Annotated in this window: 9 protein-coding genes and 5 pseudogenes; 13 read left to right on the plus strand and 1 reads right to left on the minus strand. The window is 65.3% G+C overall.

Translation table 11 applies throughout. The features are described 5' to 3' along the window. Positions 1-105: 105 nt before the first annotated feature. A complete protein-coding gene (locus WJW29_RS06095; RefSeq protein WP_011260779.1) occupies positions 106-3,813 on the minus strand; it encodes an indolepyruvate ferredoxin oxidoreductase family protein in 3,708 nt (1,235 codons plus the stop codon). A gap of 194 nt (positions 3,814-4,007) precedes the next feature. On the opposite strand from WJW29_RS06095, the pseudogene WJW29_RS06100 reads away from it, so the two are divergent. The 13 genes and pseudogenes from WJW29_RS06100 (at position 4,008) to WJW29_RS06160 (ending at position 16,967) form a co-directional block, all read left to right on the plus strand. Then, positions 4,008-4,643 (plus strand): annotated as a pseudogene (locus tag WJW29_RS06100) (tetratricopeptide repeat protein). A gap of 261 nt (positions 4,644-4,904) precedes the next feature. Further along, positions 4,905-5,822: an AEC family transporter gene (locus tag WJW29_RS06105; RefSeq protein WP_011260776.1), complete on the plus strand. Its 918-nt coding sequence runs from the start codon at positions 4,905-4,907 to the stop codon at positions 5,820-5,822. 352 nt (positions 5,823-6,174) lie between these two features. After that, a complete protein-coding gene (locus WJW29_RS06110; RefSeq protein WP_011409768.1) occupies positions 6,175-6,807 on the plus strand; it encodes a ParA family protein in 633 nt (210 codons plus the stop codon). 15 nt (positions 6,808-6,822) lie between these two features. Then, entirely contained in the window at positions 6,823-7,299 is a 477-nt protein-coding gene (locus WJW29_RS06115; RefSeq protein WP_011409767.1) for a histidine phosphatase family protein, read from the plus strand. 3 nt (positions 7,300-7,302) lie between these two features. After that, positions 7,303-7,875 (plus strand): YceI family protein, encoded by a 573-nt coding sequence (locus WJW29_RS06120; RefSeq protein ID WP_011260773.1) that lies wholly within the window; start codon positions 7,303-7,305, stop codon positions 7,873-7,875. Further along, the gene (locus WJW29_RS06125; protein ID WP_011260772.1) at positions 7,872-9,887 is read left to right on the plus strand and encodes a phospholipase D family protein; all 2,016 of its coding nucleotides are present in this window, start codon (positions 7,872-7,874) and stop codon (positions 9,885-9,887) included. Before WJW29_RS06120 ends, WJW29_RS06125 begins: the two co-directional genes overlap by 4 nt. Positions 9,888-10,178: 291 nt before the next feature. Continuing rightward, a complete protein-coding gene (locus WJW29_RS06130) occupies positions 10,179-10,607 on the plus strand; it encodes a hotdog fold thioesterase (RefSeq protein ID WP_011260771.1) in 429 nt (142 codons plus the stop codon). A 119-nt stretch (positions 10,608-10,726) separates the two neighbouring features. Continuing rightward, positions 10,727-11,530, plus strand: coding sequence for a lysophospholipid acyltransferase family protein (locus WJW29_RS06135; protein WP_011409766.1), 804 nt, complete (start codon positions 10,727-10,729; stop codon positions 11,528-11,530). Between the two features lie 59 nt (positions 11,531-11,589). Then, a pseudogene (locus tag WJW29_RS06140) lies at positions 11,590-12,135 on the plus strand (alpha/beta fold hydrolase); the annotation flags it as partial. Beyond that, positions 12,131-14,036 (plus strand): annotated as a pseudogene (gene avrBs3, locus WJW29_RS06145) (type III secretion system effector avirulence protein AvrBs3); the annotation flags it as partial. The pseudogenes WJW29_RS06140 and avrBs3, both read left to right, overlap by 5 nt. A gap of 1 nt (position 14,037) precedes the next feature. After that, positions 14,038-14,481: pseudogene (locus tag WJW29_RS06150) on the plus strand (alpha/beta hydrolase); the annotation flags it as partial. A 20-nt stretch (positions 14,482-14,501) separates the two neighbouring features. Next, positions 14,502-14,766, plus strand: a pseudogene (locus tag WJW29_RS06155) (hypothetical protein). A 128-nt stretch (positions 14,767-14,894) separates the two neighbouring features. After that, on the plus strand, positions 14,895-16,967 hold the full coding sequence (locus WJW29_RS06160) for a tetratricopeptide repeat protein (RefSeq protein ID WP_113084394.1): 2,073 nt from the start codon (positions 14,895-14,897) through the stop codon (positions 16,965-16,967). Positions 16,968-17,090 lie beyond the last annotated feature (123 nt).

Here is a 17,090-nt window from a genome sequence, read left to right on the forward strand (position 1 = left end):
TCGCCGATCGGTTACATCTGCATGCCGATCCTGCCCAGGCAATCAATCATATGCACGATATGTCATCGAGCGATGACATCAATGAAATGTCATTGTTCGGCGACATCATGCCGCCTGCACCACATGCAACGCCTTTGGATTGCGCCACTGCGCCAGCAGCGCAGCTTCGCGCGCCTTGGCTTCCTGCAGATGCGCATGCTTGACGTGGCCATAGCCGCGAATGTGCTCCGGAATGCTGGCGATCTGCGCAGCTAGGCCGACGTTATCGGCATCCAGCCGTTCCAGCAGCATGTCCACGGTTGCACGGTAATCGGCAATCAGCTGGCGTTCGCCCCGCCGTTCTGCGCTGTAGCCGAACACGTCGAGCCTGCCGCCCCGCAGGAACTTCAACCGCGCCAGCAGTTTGAAGGCCGTGAACATCCACGGCCCGTACTCGCGCTTTATCAGGTTGCCGTGCGCGTCTTTCTTTGCCAGCAACGGCGGCGCCAGATGGAAGCGCAGCGTGTAGTCGCCTTCGAATTGCTGCTGCAATCGGCGCTGGAAGTCGCCACGCGTGTAGAGGCGCGCCACTTCGTACTCGTCCTTGTAGGCCATCAGCTTGAAGGCGTACCGCGCCACCGCCTCGGTGAGTGCGCTGCTGCCGGGCACGCGCTGCAGCTCGTGCGCGCGCACGCGCTCGACCAGGTGGCGATAACGCTGCGCGTAGGCGGCATCCTGGTAGTCGGTCAAGAACGCGATGCGACGCGCGATGGCGTCGTCCAGCGAGTGCGCCAGCTGCTCGTCGTCGAGCGGATCGGCCGGTGCAGCGAGGTCGCCATGCAGCGTGCTGGCATCGGTTTGCGCCAGCGCATGCGGCGCGCCCTGACCGCTAAGGTCGTGCTCTTCCCAGCTGCCTCGGCCACGCGCTTGCGGGGTGTCGCCGCGTAGATGTGCTGGCGCGTCGGTGTCGGCCAGACCCGCAGCGCGCCGTACTGCCGGCAGATTGATCGCAGCCAAGCGGCCCCAGGCAAATGCCTGCTGATTCATCGCAATGGCCGCGCCATTGAGTTCGATCGCGCGCATCAGCGCTGCATGCGACAACGGCACCAACCCGTGTTGCCAGGCGTAGCCGAGCATGAACAGATTGCTGGCGATGGCATCGCCCAACAACCCAGTTGCCAGCTGTGTGGCATCCAGCAACAACGGCTCCTTGCCACCGAGCGCGGTGCGCACACCGGCGATAATCTCGGCAGCGGGAAACTGCAGGTCCGGTTGCGTGGTGAAGTTGCCCGGCATGGCTTCGTAGGTGTTGAGCACCACCTGGGTGCGGCCATCGCGCACCTTGGACAGCGCCCAATAATCGTTGACCACCACCATGTCGCAGCCCAGCACCAGATCCGCTTCGCCTGCAGCGATGCGTACTGCGTGGATGTCGTCAGGCTGACGTGCGATGCGGATATGCGTGGTCACCGCGCCGCCCTTTTGCGCCAGGCCGGTTTGGTCGAGCACCGTAGCGCCCTTGCCTTCCAGATGGCCGGCCATGCCGAGCAGCGCGCCGATGGTCACCACGCCGGTGCCGCCGACGCCGGTGATCAGGATATTCCAGGGCCGCTCCAGCGAGATGCGCCTGGGCGGCTCGGGAAGCGTGTCCAGCAGCGTATTGGTATCGCGCTTCTTGCCCTTGCGCGGTGCGCCGCCATGCACGGTGACAAAACTCGGGCAGAAACCAGAAACGCAGGAATAATCCTTGTTGCAGTTGGACTGATCGATCTGGCGCTTGCGCCCGAATTCGGTTTCCTTCGGCAAGACCGACACGCAGAAACTCTTCTCGCCGCAATCGCCGCAGCCTTCGCACACCAGCGAATTGATCATCACGCGCTTGGGCGGGTCGATCAGCTTGCCGCGCTTGCGACGGCGGCGTTTTTCGGTTGCGCAGGTTTGGTCGAAGATCAGGATCGACACGCCTTTGACCGTGCGCAAATGCTGCTGCACCGCCTCCAGCTCGCTGCGATCGTGAAACGCAACGTCGTTGGGAAACAGATCGCGCCGCCGCGTCCACTTGACGATGTCGTCGCTGACCACCGCAATCGCGTGGATGCCTTCGGCGCGCAGCTGATGCGCGATGTCCGGCACGGTGAGCGTGCCATCCACTGGCTGGCCGCCGGTCATCGCCACCGCGTCGTTGTAGAGGATCTTGTAGGTAATGTTGACGCCGGTGGCGACCGATTGCCGAATCGCCAACGAGCCACTGTGAAAGTAAGTGCCGTCGCCCAGGTTCTGGAACACGTGCGGGGTATCGGTGAACGGCGCCTGCCCCGACCACGTCACGCCTTCGCCGCCCATGTGGGTGAAGGTGTCGGTGGCGCGATTCATCCAGGTCACCATGTAGTGGCAACCGATACCGCCCAGCGCGCGCGAGCCTTCCGGCACTGCGGTGGACGTGTTGTGCGGACAACCCGAACAGTAATGCGGCACGCGCGGGAATTGCGCGCGCGGCAGCGCCATTTCCGCTTCCTTGGCATCCATCCAGCGCAGGCGCTGTTGGATCGAATCGGTATTGATCGTGCTCGATTGCAGCAGGCGCAGGATGCGCCCGCCGATCACCCCGGCGATGGTGGCAGGCGTCAGCTCGCCGGTGGAAGGCAGGATCCACGCGCCCTGCTCATCGTATTTGCCGACAATGCTCGGCCGTGCGCCGGCGCTGCCCGGCCAGTTGTAGAACAGCTCCTTCATCTGGCGCTCGATGAAGGCTTTTTTCTCTTCCACCACCACGATGTCTTCCAGACCCTGCGCAAATGCGCTGATGCCCACCGGTTCCAGCGGCCAGGTCATGCCGACCTTGTACACGCGCAGTCCGATCTGCGCGCAGGCCTGCGCATCCAGGCCCAGGTATTCCAGCGCCTGCAGCACGTCCAGATAGCTCTTGCCGGTGGTCACGATGCCCAAGCGTGCGTGCGGCGCATCTAGCACCACCTTGTCGATGTGGTTTGCGCGCGCAAAGGCCTGTGCCGCGCCAATCGCATACCGGTGCAGGCGCATCTCCTGATCCATCGGCGGGTCCGGCCAGCGGATGCCCAAACCGCCCGGCGGCAGTGCGAAATCCTCCGGCAGCACGATCGTGCGTGCGAATGGGTCGATGTCCACCGAAGCGGACGATTCCACCGTTTCGGCAATCGTCTTGAAGCCGATCCAGCGCCCGGTGTAGCGGCTCATCGCCCAGCCCAGCAGGCCCATGTCCAGGATGTCCTGCACCCCGGCCGGATTGAGGATGGGCATCATCGCGCTGACGAATTCCTCTTCCGACCCATGCGGCAGGGTCGAGCTGCGGCAGGCATGGTCATCGGCGGCCAGTGCCAGCACGCCGCCAAACGGGGAGGTGCCGGCGGCATTGCCGTGCTTGAACACATCGCCGCTGCGGTCCACGCCCGGACCCTTGCCGTACCACATGCCATACACGCCCTGCACCTTCGCACCAGGGAACAGGTTGGTCTGCTGAGTGCCCCACACCATGGTGGCGGCCAGGTCCTCGTTGAGGCCGGGAGTGAAAGTGACCTTGGCCGCGTCCAGATGCTTGCGCGCACGCCACAGTTCCAGGTCCAGCCCGCCCAGCGGGCTGCCACGATAGCCACTGATGAAGCCAGCGGTCTGCAGCCCGGTGGCGTCATCGCGCAAACGCTGCAGCAGCGGCAGCCGCACCAACGCCTGCACCCCCGAAAGATAGATGCGCCCATCGGTCCGCGTGTACTTGTGGTCCAGCGTGTAATCCGCATCCACCTGGTCGAGCTCCGGCGTGTTGGCAGAGTCGGGAGAAGAACGTGCAGCGGTACTGGTCATGGCGTGCCCGGAAAGGGTGGCTGGGCCCCGGTGCTTGTCATCTGAAACTATCTGACGCACCCGACGGATTCCAAAACGGCGACGCAAAGTGTAACAGTCGCCTTTTACGCACCCGTCCCCGTGCGGATGCGCAGCCGACGCGCTGCGGTTAGGATGGGGGCGGGAAGGGCCTTTTGCTGTCAGGGGAACACACAGTGAGAAGGAAATACGCGTGGGCCGCTCTGGCCCTGCTTGGAGGGGTGTGGTCGTTTGCGCAGGTGCAGAGCCTGCCCAAGCCCAAAGAGTTCTATTTCGACGAAGACCGCAGCACAACCAAGGCCGTGATCGCCTTTCAAGGCCAGGGCGATGCAGTCGTCGAGCGGCTTGCGGCGATGGTGCAGCGTGACGCCCGTGCGGTCGATCCGCGCGCACAGTTGGCGTCGCTGGCCTACGCCGATGGACGCATGCAGTTAGGCGATGAGTTCTATCAAGGCGCGTTGGCGCTGGTCTCCAACGGCAGCCCGCAGTACCGGGCCATCACCTGGAACTACGGATGGGATCTGCTGCGTGCCGACTAGCCGAACAAGGCGCTGCAGCAATGGGCCAACCTGGCCAATGGCCGTCCGGCCACGCCGGAATGGTTGCCGACGACGGCTGCACTCGCGCTCTGGCGCGTGGGGCGCAAGCAAGATGCGGTCGAGTGGTATGCGGCAGCCGTGCGCACCTGGCCCGACCGTTGGAGCAGCACCGCCAACTACGCCAGCCTGTTGCCGGAATGGCGCGAGGCAGAGCGCGCCACCTTGGCCGAGGTCTTCGCGGCCTGGCAGGCCAAGCCGCCGACGTTTCCGTAAGCGCCTCGCTGCGCTGCGGGGATGTCCCGCAGCGTGGTGTTTGCATTGGGTGGGCGCTGTGCCGGGAAAAGGACCAGTCGAGTTGGTCGGTGCGAATGGCATCCACCAAAGCAGCCAGCAAACCGCGCCTTCGACTTTGCGTTTAACGATGCGGTCACTGACACTTCCTTGCGTTGCGCCAAGCCAGGCTGGCTTTTCCAGTGAAACGTGCGCCGCCATGCGATCCTGTGCACGGCTTTCCAACGGACACGATCACGCGCCATGGCGGTAGATGCATTTGCCTTGATTCTGGCCATGTTGGGGCTGGGCCTGCTGTTCGCCCGCCTGCGGGTGTTGCCCGACAACAGCGCCGATGTGCTCAACCTTATCGTGCTGTACATCTGCCTGCCGGCGTCGGTGCTGACCTATGTCCCGCGGCTGCATCTGGACGCATCGCTGGGCGGGGTGATTGCCACGCCGTGGTTGCTCACCGCCATCATCGTGCCGTTGCTGTGGGGCTGCAGCCGCCTGCTGCGCTTCGGCCGCGCCGAATACGCCGCGCTGCTGATGTGCGTGGTGTTCACCAATTCCAGCTTTATCGGCTTCCCGATGGTGCGCGCACTGATCGGCGATCACGCGCTGCCCTATGCAGTGGTTTACGACCAGTTCGGCACCTTCGTGTTGCTGTCTACGTTCGGGTTGTACGTGCTGGCCCGCTATAGCGGCGATACCCCGCCAACCGGGCGGCTGATCCTGATGCGGGTGCTGCAGTTTCCACCGTTGTGGGCGCTGCTGTTCGCCCTGACGCTGATGCCCGAGCAACCGCCGAACTGGATCGGCTCAGGCCTCAAGAACCTTTCCGATGCGATGTTGCCGCTGGTGATGCTGTCGGTAGGTTTTTCGCTGCAGCTGCGCCTGCCCGCGGACGAACTCAAGCCGCTGGCGGTGGGCCTGATATTCAAGCTGTTGCTGATACCGGTCCTGGCCTTGCCGCTGTCCTGGGTACTCGGCCTGCACGGCCAGATGCTGCAGACCAATGTGCTCGAATCGGCCATGCCCACCATGATCACTGCCGCCGCGCTGGCCATTTCGCACCGGCTGGCGCCACGCCTGGCTGCAGCGATGGTTGGCTACAGCATTTTGTTGTCGTTGCTGACGCTGCCTGCGTGGGCCTGGCTGCTGGCGCGGTTGGTGGCGTAAGGCTGCGGCGCTGACATGCGCCGTGCGGCAGCGGGACAGCAGCTGCATGCGCTTGCGTCCGGTCGCTCGGTTACACGCCGAGGTCCAATGCCGCTGCCATGCTGCATTGCGACCACGCCATCGCCCATGCACAGCACTCCTGCTTCTGCGCAATACGCGGAGACGATCTTGCGCTGGGTGAGAGGTGTGCAGCCATCGCCGCGCGCACTGGCGGCACAAGGCGTTTGCATCCATCGGCTGGAGGTCTGCGCTGTCCTTGCCTGTACGCCATCAAGGCGTTTCACGCGTTTCGACTACTTCCTCACCTTGCCGCGGTGTACGCTGCCGGCTTGCTCCCGGAAGTGAGGCGTGCATGAAGACAGTCCTGGTGGCCGCCTCCAAAGGCGGCGTCGGCAAGACCACGATCGCCACCAATCTGGCCGCACATGCGGCGTTGCAAGGTCAGCGCACCGTGCTGGCAGATGCCGATCCGCAAGGCTCGTCCACCCGCTGGGCGGAGCGTCGCGCCAGTCTGGAAAGTGCGGTACTGCCGATTGACGCCACCAAACGCCGCAGCTGGCAGGCGGCGGTGCCCGACGGCACCGATACCTTGATCATCGATGCGCCGGCCGGGGCAATGGCCGACGATCTCAGCGGATTCCTCGACCACGTCGATGCCATCGTGGTGCCGGTGTTGTCCTCGGCACTCGATATCGAAGCGGTGGTCGGCTTTCTCAACACGCTGGCCAAGGTGCCAAGCGTGCACCAGCGCAAACTGCCGGTGGGCTTGGTGCTCAATCGCGCCCGCCCTTGGACCCAGACCTCGCAACAGGCCGCCGACATGATCGGTAGCTGGCCGTACCCGCTGGTGACGCAACTGCGCGACACCCAGGCCTACGTGGTCATGGCCGGGTTGGGACGCAGCTTGTTCGACTACCGCTCGGCGCAGGTGCGCGACCATCAACAGGACTGGGAGCCGCTGTTCAAGTGGCTCAAGAAGTCCTAGAACCGGGAAGTTCCTATGCGCGAATTGATCTTGTTGCGACACGCCCATGCCGAACCGGCCGATACCGGTCAGGCCGATTTTGATCGCCCGCTGTCCCCGCACGGCATCGCCGAGGCCGAAGCGGCCGGACTCTGGCTGCGCGAGCAGCGGCTGGTGCCCGACCGGGTGCTGTGCTCGCCGGCCCGGCGCGCCCGCGAAACCCTGGAGGCGGTGCTCGAGCTCACCGGCTATATCGAACAACGGCTGGACGAGCGCATCTATGAGGCCACAGCCGGCACCGTGGCCAGCCTGGTGGACGAACATCGCGAGGCCGAGCGCCTGCTGCTGGTCGGCCACAATCCCGGCCTGGAACGGCTGGCGGCGCTGATGCACAGCGGCCAGACCGGCGATTACCGTGGCATGCCCACCGCCTCGATCGCGTTGCTGGCTTTGCCGCTGGACGCCACCATCGAGCCGGGCATCGCCCGCCTGACCGCCTTCTGGTGGCCTTGACCCGTGTCATCGTCGCTGCGCTGGTTCGCCTGGCTCGCGCTCTGGGTCACACTGCCTTGTCTGGCGCAGCAGAAGGTGCATTTCATCGACCCGGCGCAATCGCGCTTCGGATTCGAGATCAAAACCCGTTTCGGAATGAAGATCGAGGGGTTTTTCCCACGGTTTCGCGGTGAAGTGGTCGAACTGCCGGACAAACGCAAGCAGGTGCGGTTCTGGCTGGATGCCACCCAGGTGGAGATCCCGGGCAAGGACCGTTACACCAGCTGGATGCGGGGCGAGGATTTTTTCGATGTTGCGCACTACCCGGTCGTCGAATTCGAGTCGCTTCCGTATACCGACGATGTGATCAAGGGCGGTGGCGACATCACCGGCAACCTGACCATCCGCGGAATCACCCACATCGAGACCCTGCATGTACTTCCGGCCGAATGCACCCGGACGGGCTATGATTGCGACGTGATCAGTCGAGGTACGGTCCTGCGTGGACGTTACGGAATGAATGCGTGGCAGATGGCACTGGGCGACGGGGTGACGTTCATTCTGCGTGGGCGCTTGCAGGAGGCGCGGCACCCGTGAAGTGCCTGTTGAGGGTTCTCGTGCTGGCAACGGTGTTGCTCGGCACCGGATGCGCCAGCCTGTCGCAAACCGAACGCAACCGTGCTGCCGGCGTCGCCGCTGCGGCACGCAGTACCGTGGTGAATTGCACCCAGGCCAATCGTTGCGCGCAACCTTCGCCGCTGCGCGCGCTGGGCGGCGAGGCGATCACCGCCTCCACACCGGCGGCGCCGCGGCACTACGCCACCATCGTCGACCACGGCGAAGAATCGCTGGTGGCTCGGCTCAATCTGATCCGCAGCGCTACCCGCAGCATCGACCTGCAGACCTATATCTTCGACAAGGACGACAGCGCGCGCATGATCATGGACGCGCTGATGGACGCCGCGCAACGCGGCGTCAAGGTGCGCATCCTGATCGATCAGCTGTCGGCGATCGCCGATCTGCAGATTCTCGGTGCGCTGGCCAGCAGCCACGAAAACCTGCAGCTGCGCATCTACAACCCCACCTTCGGCAAGGTCAAACTCAACTACTTCGACTATGCCGGCAGTGTGCTGTGCTGCTTCCGTCGCTTCAATCAGCGCATGCACAACAAGCTGTTGGTGGTGGACGACGTGCTCGGTGTGGTCGGCGGGCGCAATTACCAGGACGACTATTACGAGTGGGACAGCGAGTACAACTTTCGCGACCGCGACGTGATTCTGGCCGGTCCGGAAGTTCGTGCGATGGCCGCTAATTTCGATGCGTTCTGGCGTGCCCGGCGCAGTGTGCCGGCCGAGCGTTTGAACGATGTCGGGCGCGTGCTGCTGGAGCAGGGCGTACCGCAGATGCCGCCAGCGAACTTCCGCCGGCCCGACCGGGTGGCGCGTGTGGATCGCGAAGCGCGCGATCCGCAGTTCGTACGCGATGCCTTCGTGACCCCGGCCATGCCGGTGCAGCGTGTGCTGTATGTGGCCGATCTGCCGCAAAAGCACCGCAAGGAACATGCTGCCAAGGCGGTTTCCACGGCGCCGGAACTGGATGGCCTGATTGCCGGCGCGCAGCAGGAAGTGCTGCTGCAGACGCCGTATCTGGTGTTGTCCGACGCGGCGCAGGCGATCTTTCGCACGCTGCGCACGCACCCGCAGCCGCCGCGCATCGTGGTGTCGACCAATAGCCTGGCCGCCACCGACAATCCCATCGTGTATGCGCTGTCGTACAAGTTCAAACGCCGCAACATGCGCGAGCTGGGCTTCAACATCTACGAGTTCAAGCCGTTCCCGCTCGATGTTCCGGTGGATTACGCCAACCTGGTGCCGGATACACTCAACCCTGCTTCCGACATCAACGAAGACAGCCGCACCAATCGCCTGATCGGCGGCAGTGCGGCCGGCAATGCGATGCGCGGCAGCAGCGGTGCAGACGGGAACACAAGCGCACGTGCTGGCAGCGTGCTACGCGGCAGCGGTGGCCGCGCGCCGGGCGGTAGCGAGGTTGATCGGCGCGTGCTGCGTACCGAAACGAGACCCTCGTTCCTGGGCACGCGTGCGGTCAACAAGCCGCTGCCGGTGACCCGCGCCGGTGCGCGCATGGGCTTGCATGCCAAGTCGCTGGTGGTGGATCGCCGCATCGGCGTGATCGGCACGCACAACTTCGACCCGCGCAGCGAGAACTACAACACCGAAGCGGCCGTGGTGATCGACGACGCGCGCTTTGCGCAGGCGCTGGCCGCCAGCATCGAACGCGATATGTCGCCGGAAAACGCCTGGACGGTGGCCCCGCGCGAAAAGCCGCCGATGTTGAGCGGATTGAACTACAGCGTGGGTAAAGTTTCCGAAGCCTTGCCGGTGCTGGACTTCTGGCCGTGGCGCTACGCCACCAATTACGAGTTCCAGCCCGGCCCGGATTGCTTGTTCCCGCTCAAGCGCCAGGATACGCAGTTCCGTAAGTGCTACGTCGCGGTGGGCGACTTCCCGGAGGTCAATGTCGGCCCGAAGTGGCTTTTGGTACGCATGCTCACCGCCTTCGGCGCCGGGCTGGTGCCGATTCTTTGATTTGCTGACGTGTTGCACTGATGAAGATGGATTGATGCGCGATGTTGCGCTGTGTTGTCGGTCGATTGCCATAGATGTGCGCGGTTTGCTAAGAATCGACACGCAAGAGGGTAGCGCTGAGAAGCTGCGCCCGTCGCAGACGGATGTGTTCAACGCACTCGCATCATTTCTGGTTGCTGTGGGCAGCCAGCCGTACTGCAATCTTGCATCGCACCCCAGGCACCTGGATGCTCTTGCGATACCCGATACCCGATACCCGATACCCGATACCCGATACCCGATACCCAGCCCATGACCTTCCGCGAACCCGTCGATCTAGTCGCCCTCAACGCCGCCAGCCGCGACACCTTGATCGAACATCTCGGCATCGTGTTTACCGAAGCCGGTGACGATTGGCTGCGCGCCACCATGCCGGTGGATGCGCGCACCAGGCAGCCTTATGGCCTGTTGCACGGTGGCGCCTCGGTGGTGCTGGCTGAAACGCTGGGCAGCAGCGCCGGCAACTTGTGTGTGGATATGACGACCCGGATGTGCGTGGGGCTGGAGATCAATGCCAATCACCTGCGCGCTGCCACTCAGGGGCTGGTGACCGGTACCGCGCGCGCGGTGCACGTGGGGCGCAGCACGCACGTCTGGGACATCACCATCGAAAACCCGGTCGGCAAACGTGTCTGCGTGTCGCGGTTGACCCTGGCGGTGGTTGCGCGCGGCAATGGCTGAGCTCGCCCGGCAGCGGCATGCATGGAACAGCGTCGCCCGCTGCCGGCAGTGCGCGGGGTCCACGTTGCTGTCACAATGGTCGCGCTTCCTTCCCCCCCGTTACCGGTTCCGTTCGTCGAATGAGCGAGTCATCCCCGGACGCCACGCGCGACGCTGGCGCTCCGTTGCGTTTGCTCCGGTACCTGTATCGGGTGCCGTTGCTGTTGCTGCATGTGGGCCTGTTCCTGCCGGTCGCCATGTTGTGTGTGGTTGTACCGCCGCTGGCGCGGATTCGCATCGGTCAGGACGACACCCTGGACGAGCGGATGATCCGCTGGTGGCAGGGCAACCTGATGCGCGTGTTCGGCTTCCGGCTGCGCCGCTTCGGGACGCCGCTGTCGGGCGCGACCCTGTTTGTGGCCAACCACGTCAGTTGGGTGGACATTCCCATGCTGCACAGCCAGCGCGTGATGGGGTTTGTGGCCAAACGCGAAATCGCCGACTGGCCGCTGGTGGGCTGGCTGGCCACCATTGGCCAGACCATCTTCCATCAGCGCGGCAATACCGAATCGCTGGGCGGAGTGCTGCAGGAAATGCTGCTGCGCCTGCAAAGCGGCAAGCCGGTCGGTGTGTTCCCGGAAGGGCGCACCCGCGGCGGTACCGAGGTCGGCCCGTTCCATGCACGCATCTTCCAGGCGGCAGTGGAAGCCGGGGTGCCGGTACAGCCGGTGGCGCTGCGTTACGGTGTGCGCGGCAGTGCGCAGGCGGTGGTGGCGTTCGGTGAACGCGAGAGTTTCTTGGCCAACATCCTGCGCCTGCTGGGCGAGCCGTCACGGCTGGCCGAAATGCATTTTCTTGAGCCGATTCGCGCGCTGGATATCGAAGGCCGTCGCCGACTGGCCGACACCTCGCTGCAACGGATCGTTGCCGCGATGGAGTCCTAGCTGACGATGCGCACGCGCCTCTCTCCTGCGGCCCGTCGCGACGCCGGTGCGATTAGCGCATGAACGCCGCCGACTACCTGCCGCCACGCTGGCTGCGCAACCCGCACGTGCAATCGGTGCTGGGCAGCAGCGGCTTGCGGCGCATCCGCAGCCGTCAGTTGCTCGCCGCCAGCGGCGCTGTCACCAGCGAACACATTCTCGATGGCGGTGACGGTGTGCGCCTGCAGGGCTGGATGAGCGTTCCGCGCGGCGACGCGCCACCGCGCGGCACCGTGCTGTTGCTGCACGGCTGGGAGGGCAGCGCCGATTCCAATTACATGTGCCTGACCGCAGCGCGCGTACTCGGCCTGGGCTACCAAGTGTTCCGGCTGAACTTCCGCGACCACGGCGGCACCCACCATCTCAATGTGGACCTGTTCCACTCCGATCGCATCGACGAAGTGGTCAATGCCGCAGGCGATCTGTGGCGGCGTTTTCCTGCGCCGCAGTTGCTGGCAGCAGGGTATTCGCTGGGCGGCAATTTCGCGTTGCGACTGGCGCTGCGTGCGCCCGCTGCCGGCCTGCCGCTGGCGCGCGTGGCGGCGGTGTGCCCGCTGCTGGACCCATGGCGGCAAGCAGGCGCTGGAGACGGTGCAGCGGCTGTTGCCGGTGCTGTGCCAGGACCCATGGCCTGACCCGGACCAGGTGGTGGCCATCGCCAACAATACGGCGGCAAGCAGGCGCTGGAGACGGTGCAGCGGCTGTTGCGGTGCTGTGCCAGGACCATGGCCTGACCCCGGACCAGGTGGTGGCCATCGCCAACAATAACGGCGGCAAGCAGGCGCTGGAGACGGTGCAGCGGCTGTTGCCGGTGCTGTGCCAGGCCCATGGCCTGCCCCCGGACCAGGTCGTGGCCATCGCCAGCAATATTGGCGGCAAGCAGGCGCTGGAGACGGTGCAGCGGCTGTTGCCGGTGCTGTGCCAGGACCATGGCCTGACCCCGGACCAGGTGGTGGCCATCGCCAGCAATGGCGGCGGCAAGCAGGCGCTGGAGACGGTGCAGCGGCTGTTGCCGGTGCTGTGCCAGGACCATGGCCTGACCCCGGACCAGGTGGTGGCCATCGCCAGCCACGATGGCGGCAAGCAGGCGCTGGAGACGGTGCAGCGGCTGTTGCCGGTGCTGTGCCAGGACCATGGCCTGACCCCGGACCAGGTGGTGGCCATCGCCAGCAATGGCGGCGGCAAGCAGGCGCTGGAGACGGTGCAGCGGCTGTTGCCGGTGCTGTGCCAGGACCATGGCCTGAGTCCGGACCAGGTGGTGGCCATCGCCAGCCACGATGGCGGCAAGCAGGCGCTGGAGACGGTGCAGCGGCTGTTGCCGGTGCTGTGCCAGGACCATGGCCTGACCCTGGACCAGGTGGTGGCCATCGCCAGCCACGATGGCGGCAAGCAGGCGCTGGAGACGGTGCAACGGCTGTTGCCGGTGCTGTGCCAGGCCCATGGCCTGACCCCGGACCAGGTCGTGGCCATCGCCAGCCACGATGGCGGCAAGCAGGCGCTGGAGACGGTGCAGCGGCTGTTGCCGGTGCTGTGCCAGGACCATGGCCTGACCCCGGACCAGGTGGTGGCCATCGCCAGCAATGGCGGCGGCAAGCAGGCGCTGGAGAGCATTGTTGCCCAGTTATATCGCCCTGATCCGGCGTTGGCCGCGTTGACCAACGACCACCTCGTCGCCTTGGCCTGCCTCGGCGGACGTCCTGCCCTGGATGCAGTGAAAAAGGGATTGCCGCACGCGCCGGAATTGATCAGAAGAATCAATCGCCGTATTCCCGAACGCACGTCCCATCGCGTTGCCGACCTCGCGCACGTGGTGCGCGTGCTTGGTTTTTTCCAGAGCCACTCCCACCCAGCGCAAGCATTCGATGACGCCATGACACAGTTCGGGATGAGCAGGCACGGGTTGGTACAGCTCTTTCGCAGAGTGGGCGTCACCGAATTCGAAGCCCGCTACGGAACGCTCCCCCCAGCCTCGCAGCGTTGGGACCGTATCCTCCAGGCATCAGGGATGAAAAGGGCCAAACCGTCCCCTACTTCAGCTCAAACACCGGATCAGGCGTCTTTGCATGCATTCGCCGATTCGCTGGAGCGTGACCTTGATGCGCCCAGCCCAATGCACGAGGGAGATCAGACGCGGGCAAGCAGCCGTAAACGGTCCCGATCGGATCGTGCTGTCACCGGCCCCTCCGCACAGCAATCTTTCGAGGTACGCGTTCCCGAACAGCGCGATGCTCTGCATTTGCCCCTCAGCTGGAGGGTAAAACGCCCGCGTACCAGGATCGGGGGCGGCCTCCCGGATCCTGGTACGCCCATCGCTGCCGACCTGGCAGCGTCCAGCACCGTGATGTGGGAACAAAATGCGGACCCCTTCGCAGGGGCAGCGGATGATTTCCCGGCATTCAACGAAGAGGAGCTCGCATGGTTGATGGAGCTATTGCCTCAGTCAGGCTCAGTCGGAGGGACGATCTGAGGCCGCCGCCATGATTCAGTTGGAAAAGGGCCCGCAGTTCTACGACTGGTATTTCCGTCGTAAATGGCGCGAATCGCTGCTGCGCAAGCGCGCGTTGTTCCCCGACCAGCACAGCTACGACGACGCCACCCTGGCGCTGGACATGCGCGGGCTGATGGCCTGGCTGGCGGTGAAGCACACCGGGCATGGCTCACTGGAAGCGTATTTCGACAGCTATTCGATTGACGGCGAACGCCTGGCCAATCTGCAGGTGCCGGTCGACATCTTGATGGCCGAAGACGACCCGGTGATTCCGTTCGCCGATTTCGCTGCCTGGCAGTTGCCGGCGCATGCGCAGCTGGAAATCGCGCGCTGGGGCGGCCATTGCGGCTTTCTGGAAAACGCCCGCGGCGACGGCTTCGCCGAACGCTGGGTGGCCGAGCGGCTGACGTCAGCTCGCGCATGATGCTGAGACGACATCCGTAGATGGATGCAGTAGTTGATTTTTTATTCGTGGTTGTCGGTTGCGTGATGGTCTACTTCAGCGCGATCAGCTTCTACACCTACCTGCAGACTGGGGAAATCCTGTTCCGCTGACGCGCAGGATCGGTTCCCATGGGCGTCGAAGCTGCGCGCTGGCACATGGGCCAGTTGCTGTTTTGGGGCGCTCTGCGTGGCTCATGGCGCGAGCGTGCTGCGTCGGAAGTTGCCAAGCGTTCAACCGCCCGACCGGCGCGATCGGTCGATGTGAGTTCAAGGGCGACGACGCACGCCTTGCACAAGAGGCCGGCGTGGCGCTAAACGCCAGCATCCCTCGCACCGCGAGCCGCCGTACCCCGCATCGTTACAATAGCGGTTTGTCCCGGACCCACCGCCGTCATGCAAGACGCCATTCTTCAAGCCCTGCGCCGCAATGCGGCCGACGATGCAGTGGCGCTGGCCCGCGAGTGGGCAACCGCCGCGCCCGACGACGTCGCCGCGCACCGCTGGCTGGCGGTGGCGCTGCAGCAGCAAGGGCAGCCGGGGCTAGCGCTGGGCAGCATCGACACCGCGCTGATGCTGACCCCCGAAGATGCCGACCTGCATCTGCTGCGTGCCGGTGCGTTGTTGGCGACGCGCGATCTGTCTGCCGCCGATGCGGCGCTGTCGCGCACTACCGCGCTGGATCCGAATCAGTTCAATGCTTACGTGATGCAGGCGCATCTGGCGGTGGCACGTGGCGATCTGGACGAGGCCGAGCGGCTCAGCCGCACTGCCGCGCGCCTGGTGCCGGAGCATCCGCAATTGCTGGCGGTCGATGGCGTGGTGGAGATGCGCCGCAGCCAGAGCGACCGCGCGCTGTCGTTGCTCACCCGCGCCGCCGAGCAGTTGCCCGACGATGCACGCGTGCTGTTTTCGCTGGGCTTTGCGTATCTGCAGAAAGAGCATTTTGCATTCGCCGAGCGCGCGTTCGAGCGCGTGATCGAGCTCAATCCGCCGGGCACCGCGCTGCGCGCCTTCATTGCCCAGCTGGCCCAGCGCCAGGGCCGTCTGGACGACGCGCTGGCGGCGATGCAGGGCGTGCTCGAGCAGCCCGGCGGCGATCTGCCGGCCATGCGCCGGCTTGCCGGCGAGATGGAACTGCAGGCCGGTCGCCCCGATCAGGCCGCCGCCCATCTGCGCCTGGCACTGGCGCACTGGCCGGCCGACCGCCGCACGCTGCATGCGCTGCTTACCGCCTGGGTGCGGCTGGGCGCGGTGGACGATGCGCGCGACACCCTGGATGCGGCGCTGGCCACGTCGGCCACGGCGCACGACCTGTGGCTGGCCCGCCTGGCGGTGGAGCCGGTCGGTGGGCCGCAGGCGCAGGCGGTGATCGAGCGCTGGCTGCTGGCCATGCCCGAGCACCTGCCGGCGCTGGAGGCGCTGATGCGCGTGCATGACATGCAGGGCCATGGCGACGCAGCGGAGATGGTGGCGCGCCAGATCGTGGCGGTGGAGCCGGGCCGCATCAGCGGCGAGCAGCGCATTGTCGAAGCCTTGCTGGAGCGCGACCCGCTGGCGGCCATCGCCTGCGTCGAATCGTTGATCGAATCGCTGCCTGCGCCGCAGCAGACCGTGCTGCGGCCGTGGCTGGGCAATGTGCAGGACCGCGCCGGCCAGCCCGATGCCGCCGTGGGCACCTGGATGCAGTTCCACCGCGAGCAGGCCCAGCACCGGTTGCCGTTGCCGCCGCAGGCCGCCAAACAGCCGACGCAGTGGCCTGCGCTGGTGACCATCCCCGACACCGTCACCGCGCGCCCGCTGTTCGTGTGGGGCACGCCCGGCTCGCATGTCGAACGTTTGATCGCGGTGATGGACGCGGCCACCCCACTGGTGCGCGGCGACCGCTATGGCACCACGCCGCCGTCGGATGCGCTGCAGAGCTACCGTACGCTCGACCAGTTGGCCTCCGGCGCACTGGCACCGACGGCGCTGGTGGAAGGCTGGAAAGCACAACTGCCGCGTCGCGGCATCGACGATGGCAACGTCATCGACTGGCTGCTGTGGTGGGACAACACCTTGTTGACCGCGCTGCGCCCGCATCTGCCTGAGGGCCGGCTGGCGATTGCGCTGCGCGACCCGCGCGACATGCTGCTGGACTGGCTCTCGGCCGGTGCGTCCGCGCCGCTGGCACTGCAATCCCCACAGCAGGCCGCCGATTGGTTGCTGATCGCGCTGGAACAGCTGGCCGTCTTGCACGAACGCGATCTGTACCCGCACCGGATCATTCGGCTGGACGGTATCGAAAACGATCCGCAGGGCATTTCCACCGCGCTGGAACAGGCGTTCGGGCTGAACTTCCCGCTGGTCGAACCGCGTGGCCCGACGCGGTTGGCTGCCGGTCGCTGGCGCAATTACCGCGGCGTGCTTGGCGCGCAGTTCGATCTGCTCACGCTGATTGCCGTGCGCTTCGGCTACCCGCAGGACTGAATGGCGCTCAGAGCGGTTGCGCTCACCGCCGGGTGGGCGTGGCTGCAGTCTCGTGATTGTCGCATTGCTTGCAGACGCAGTGCGCGGGCAGCGCTAAACCCGAGCGAGCGCATCAGAAGGTTC

The organism is Xanthomonas sp. JL1 (assembly GCF_038405005.1).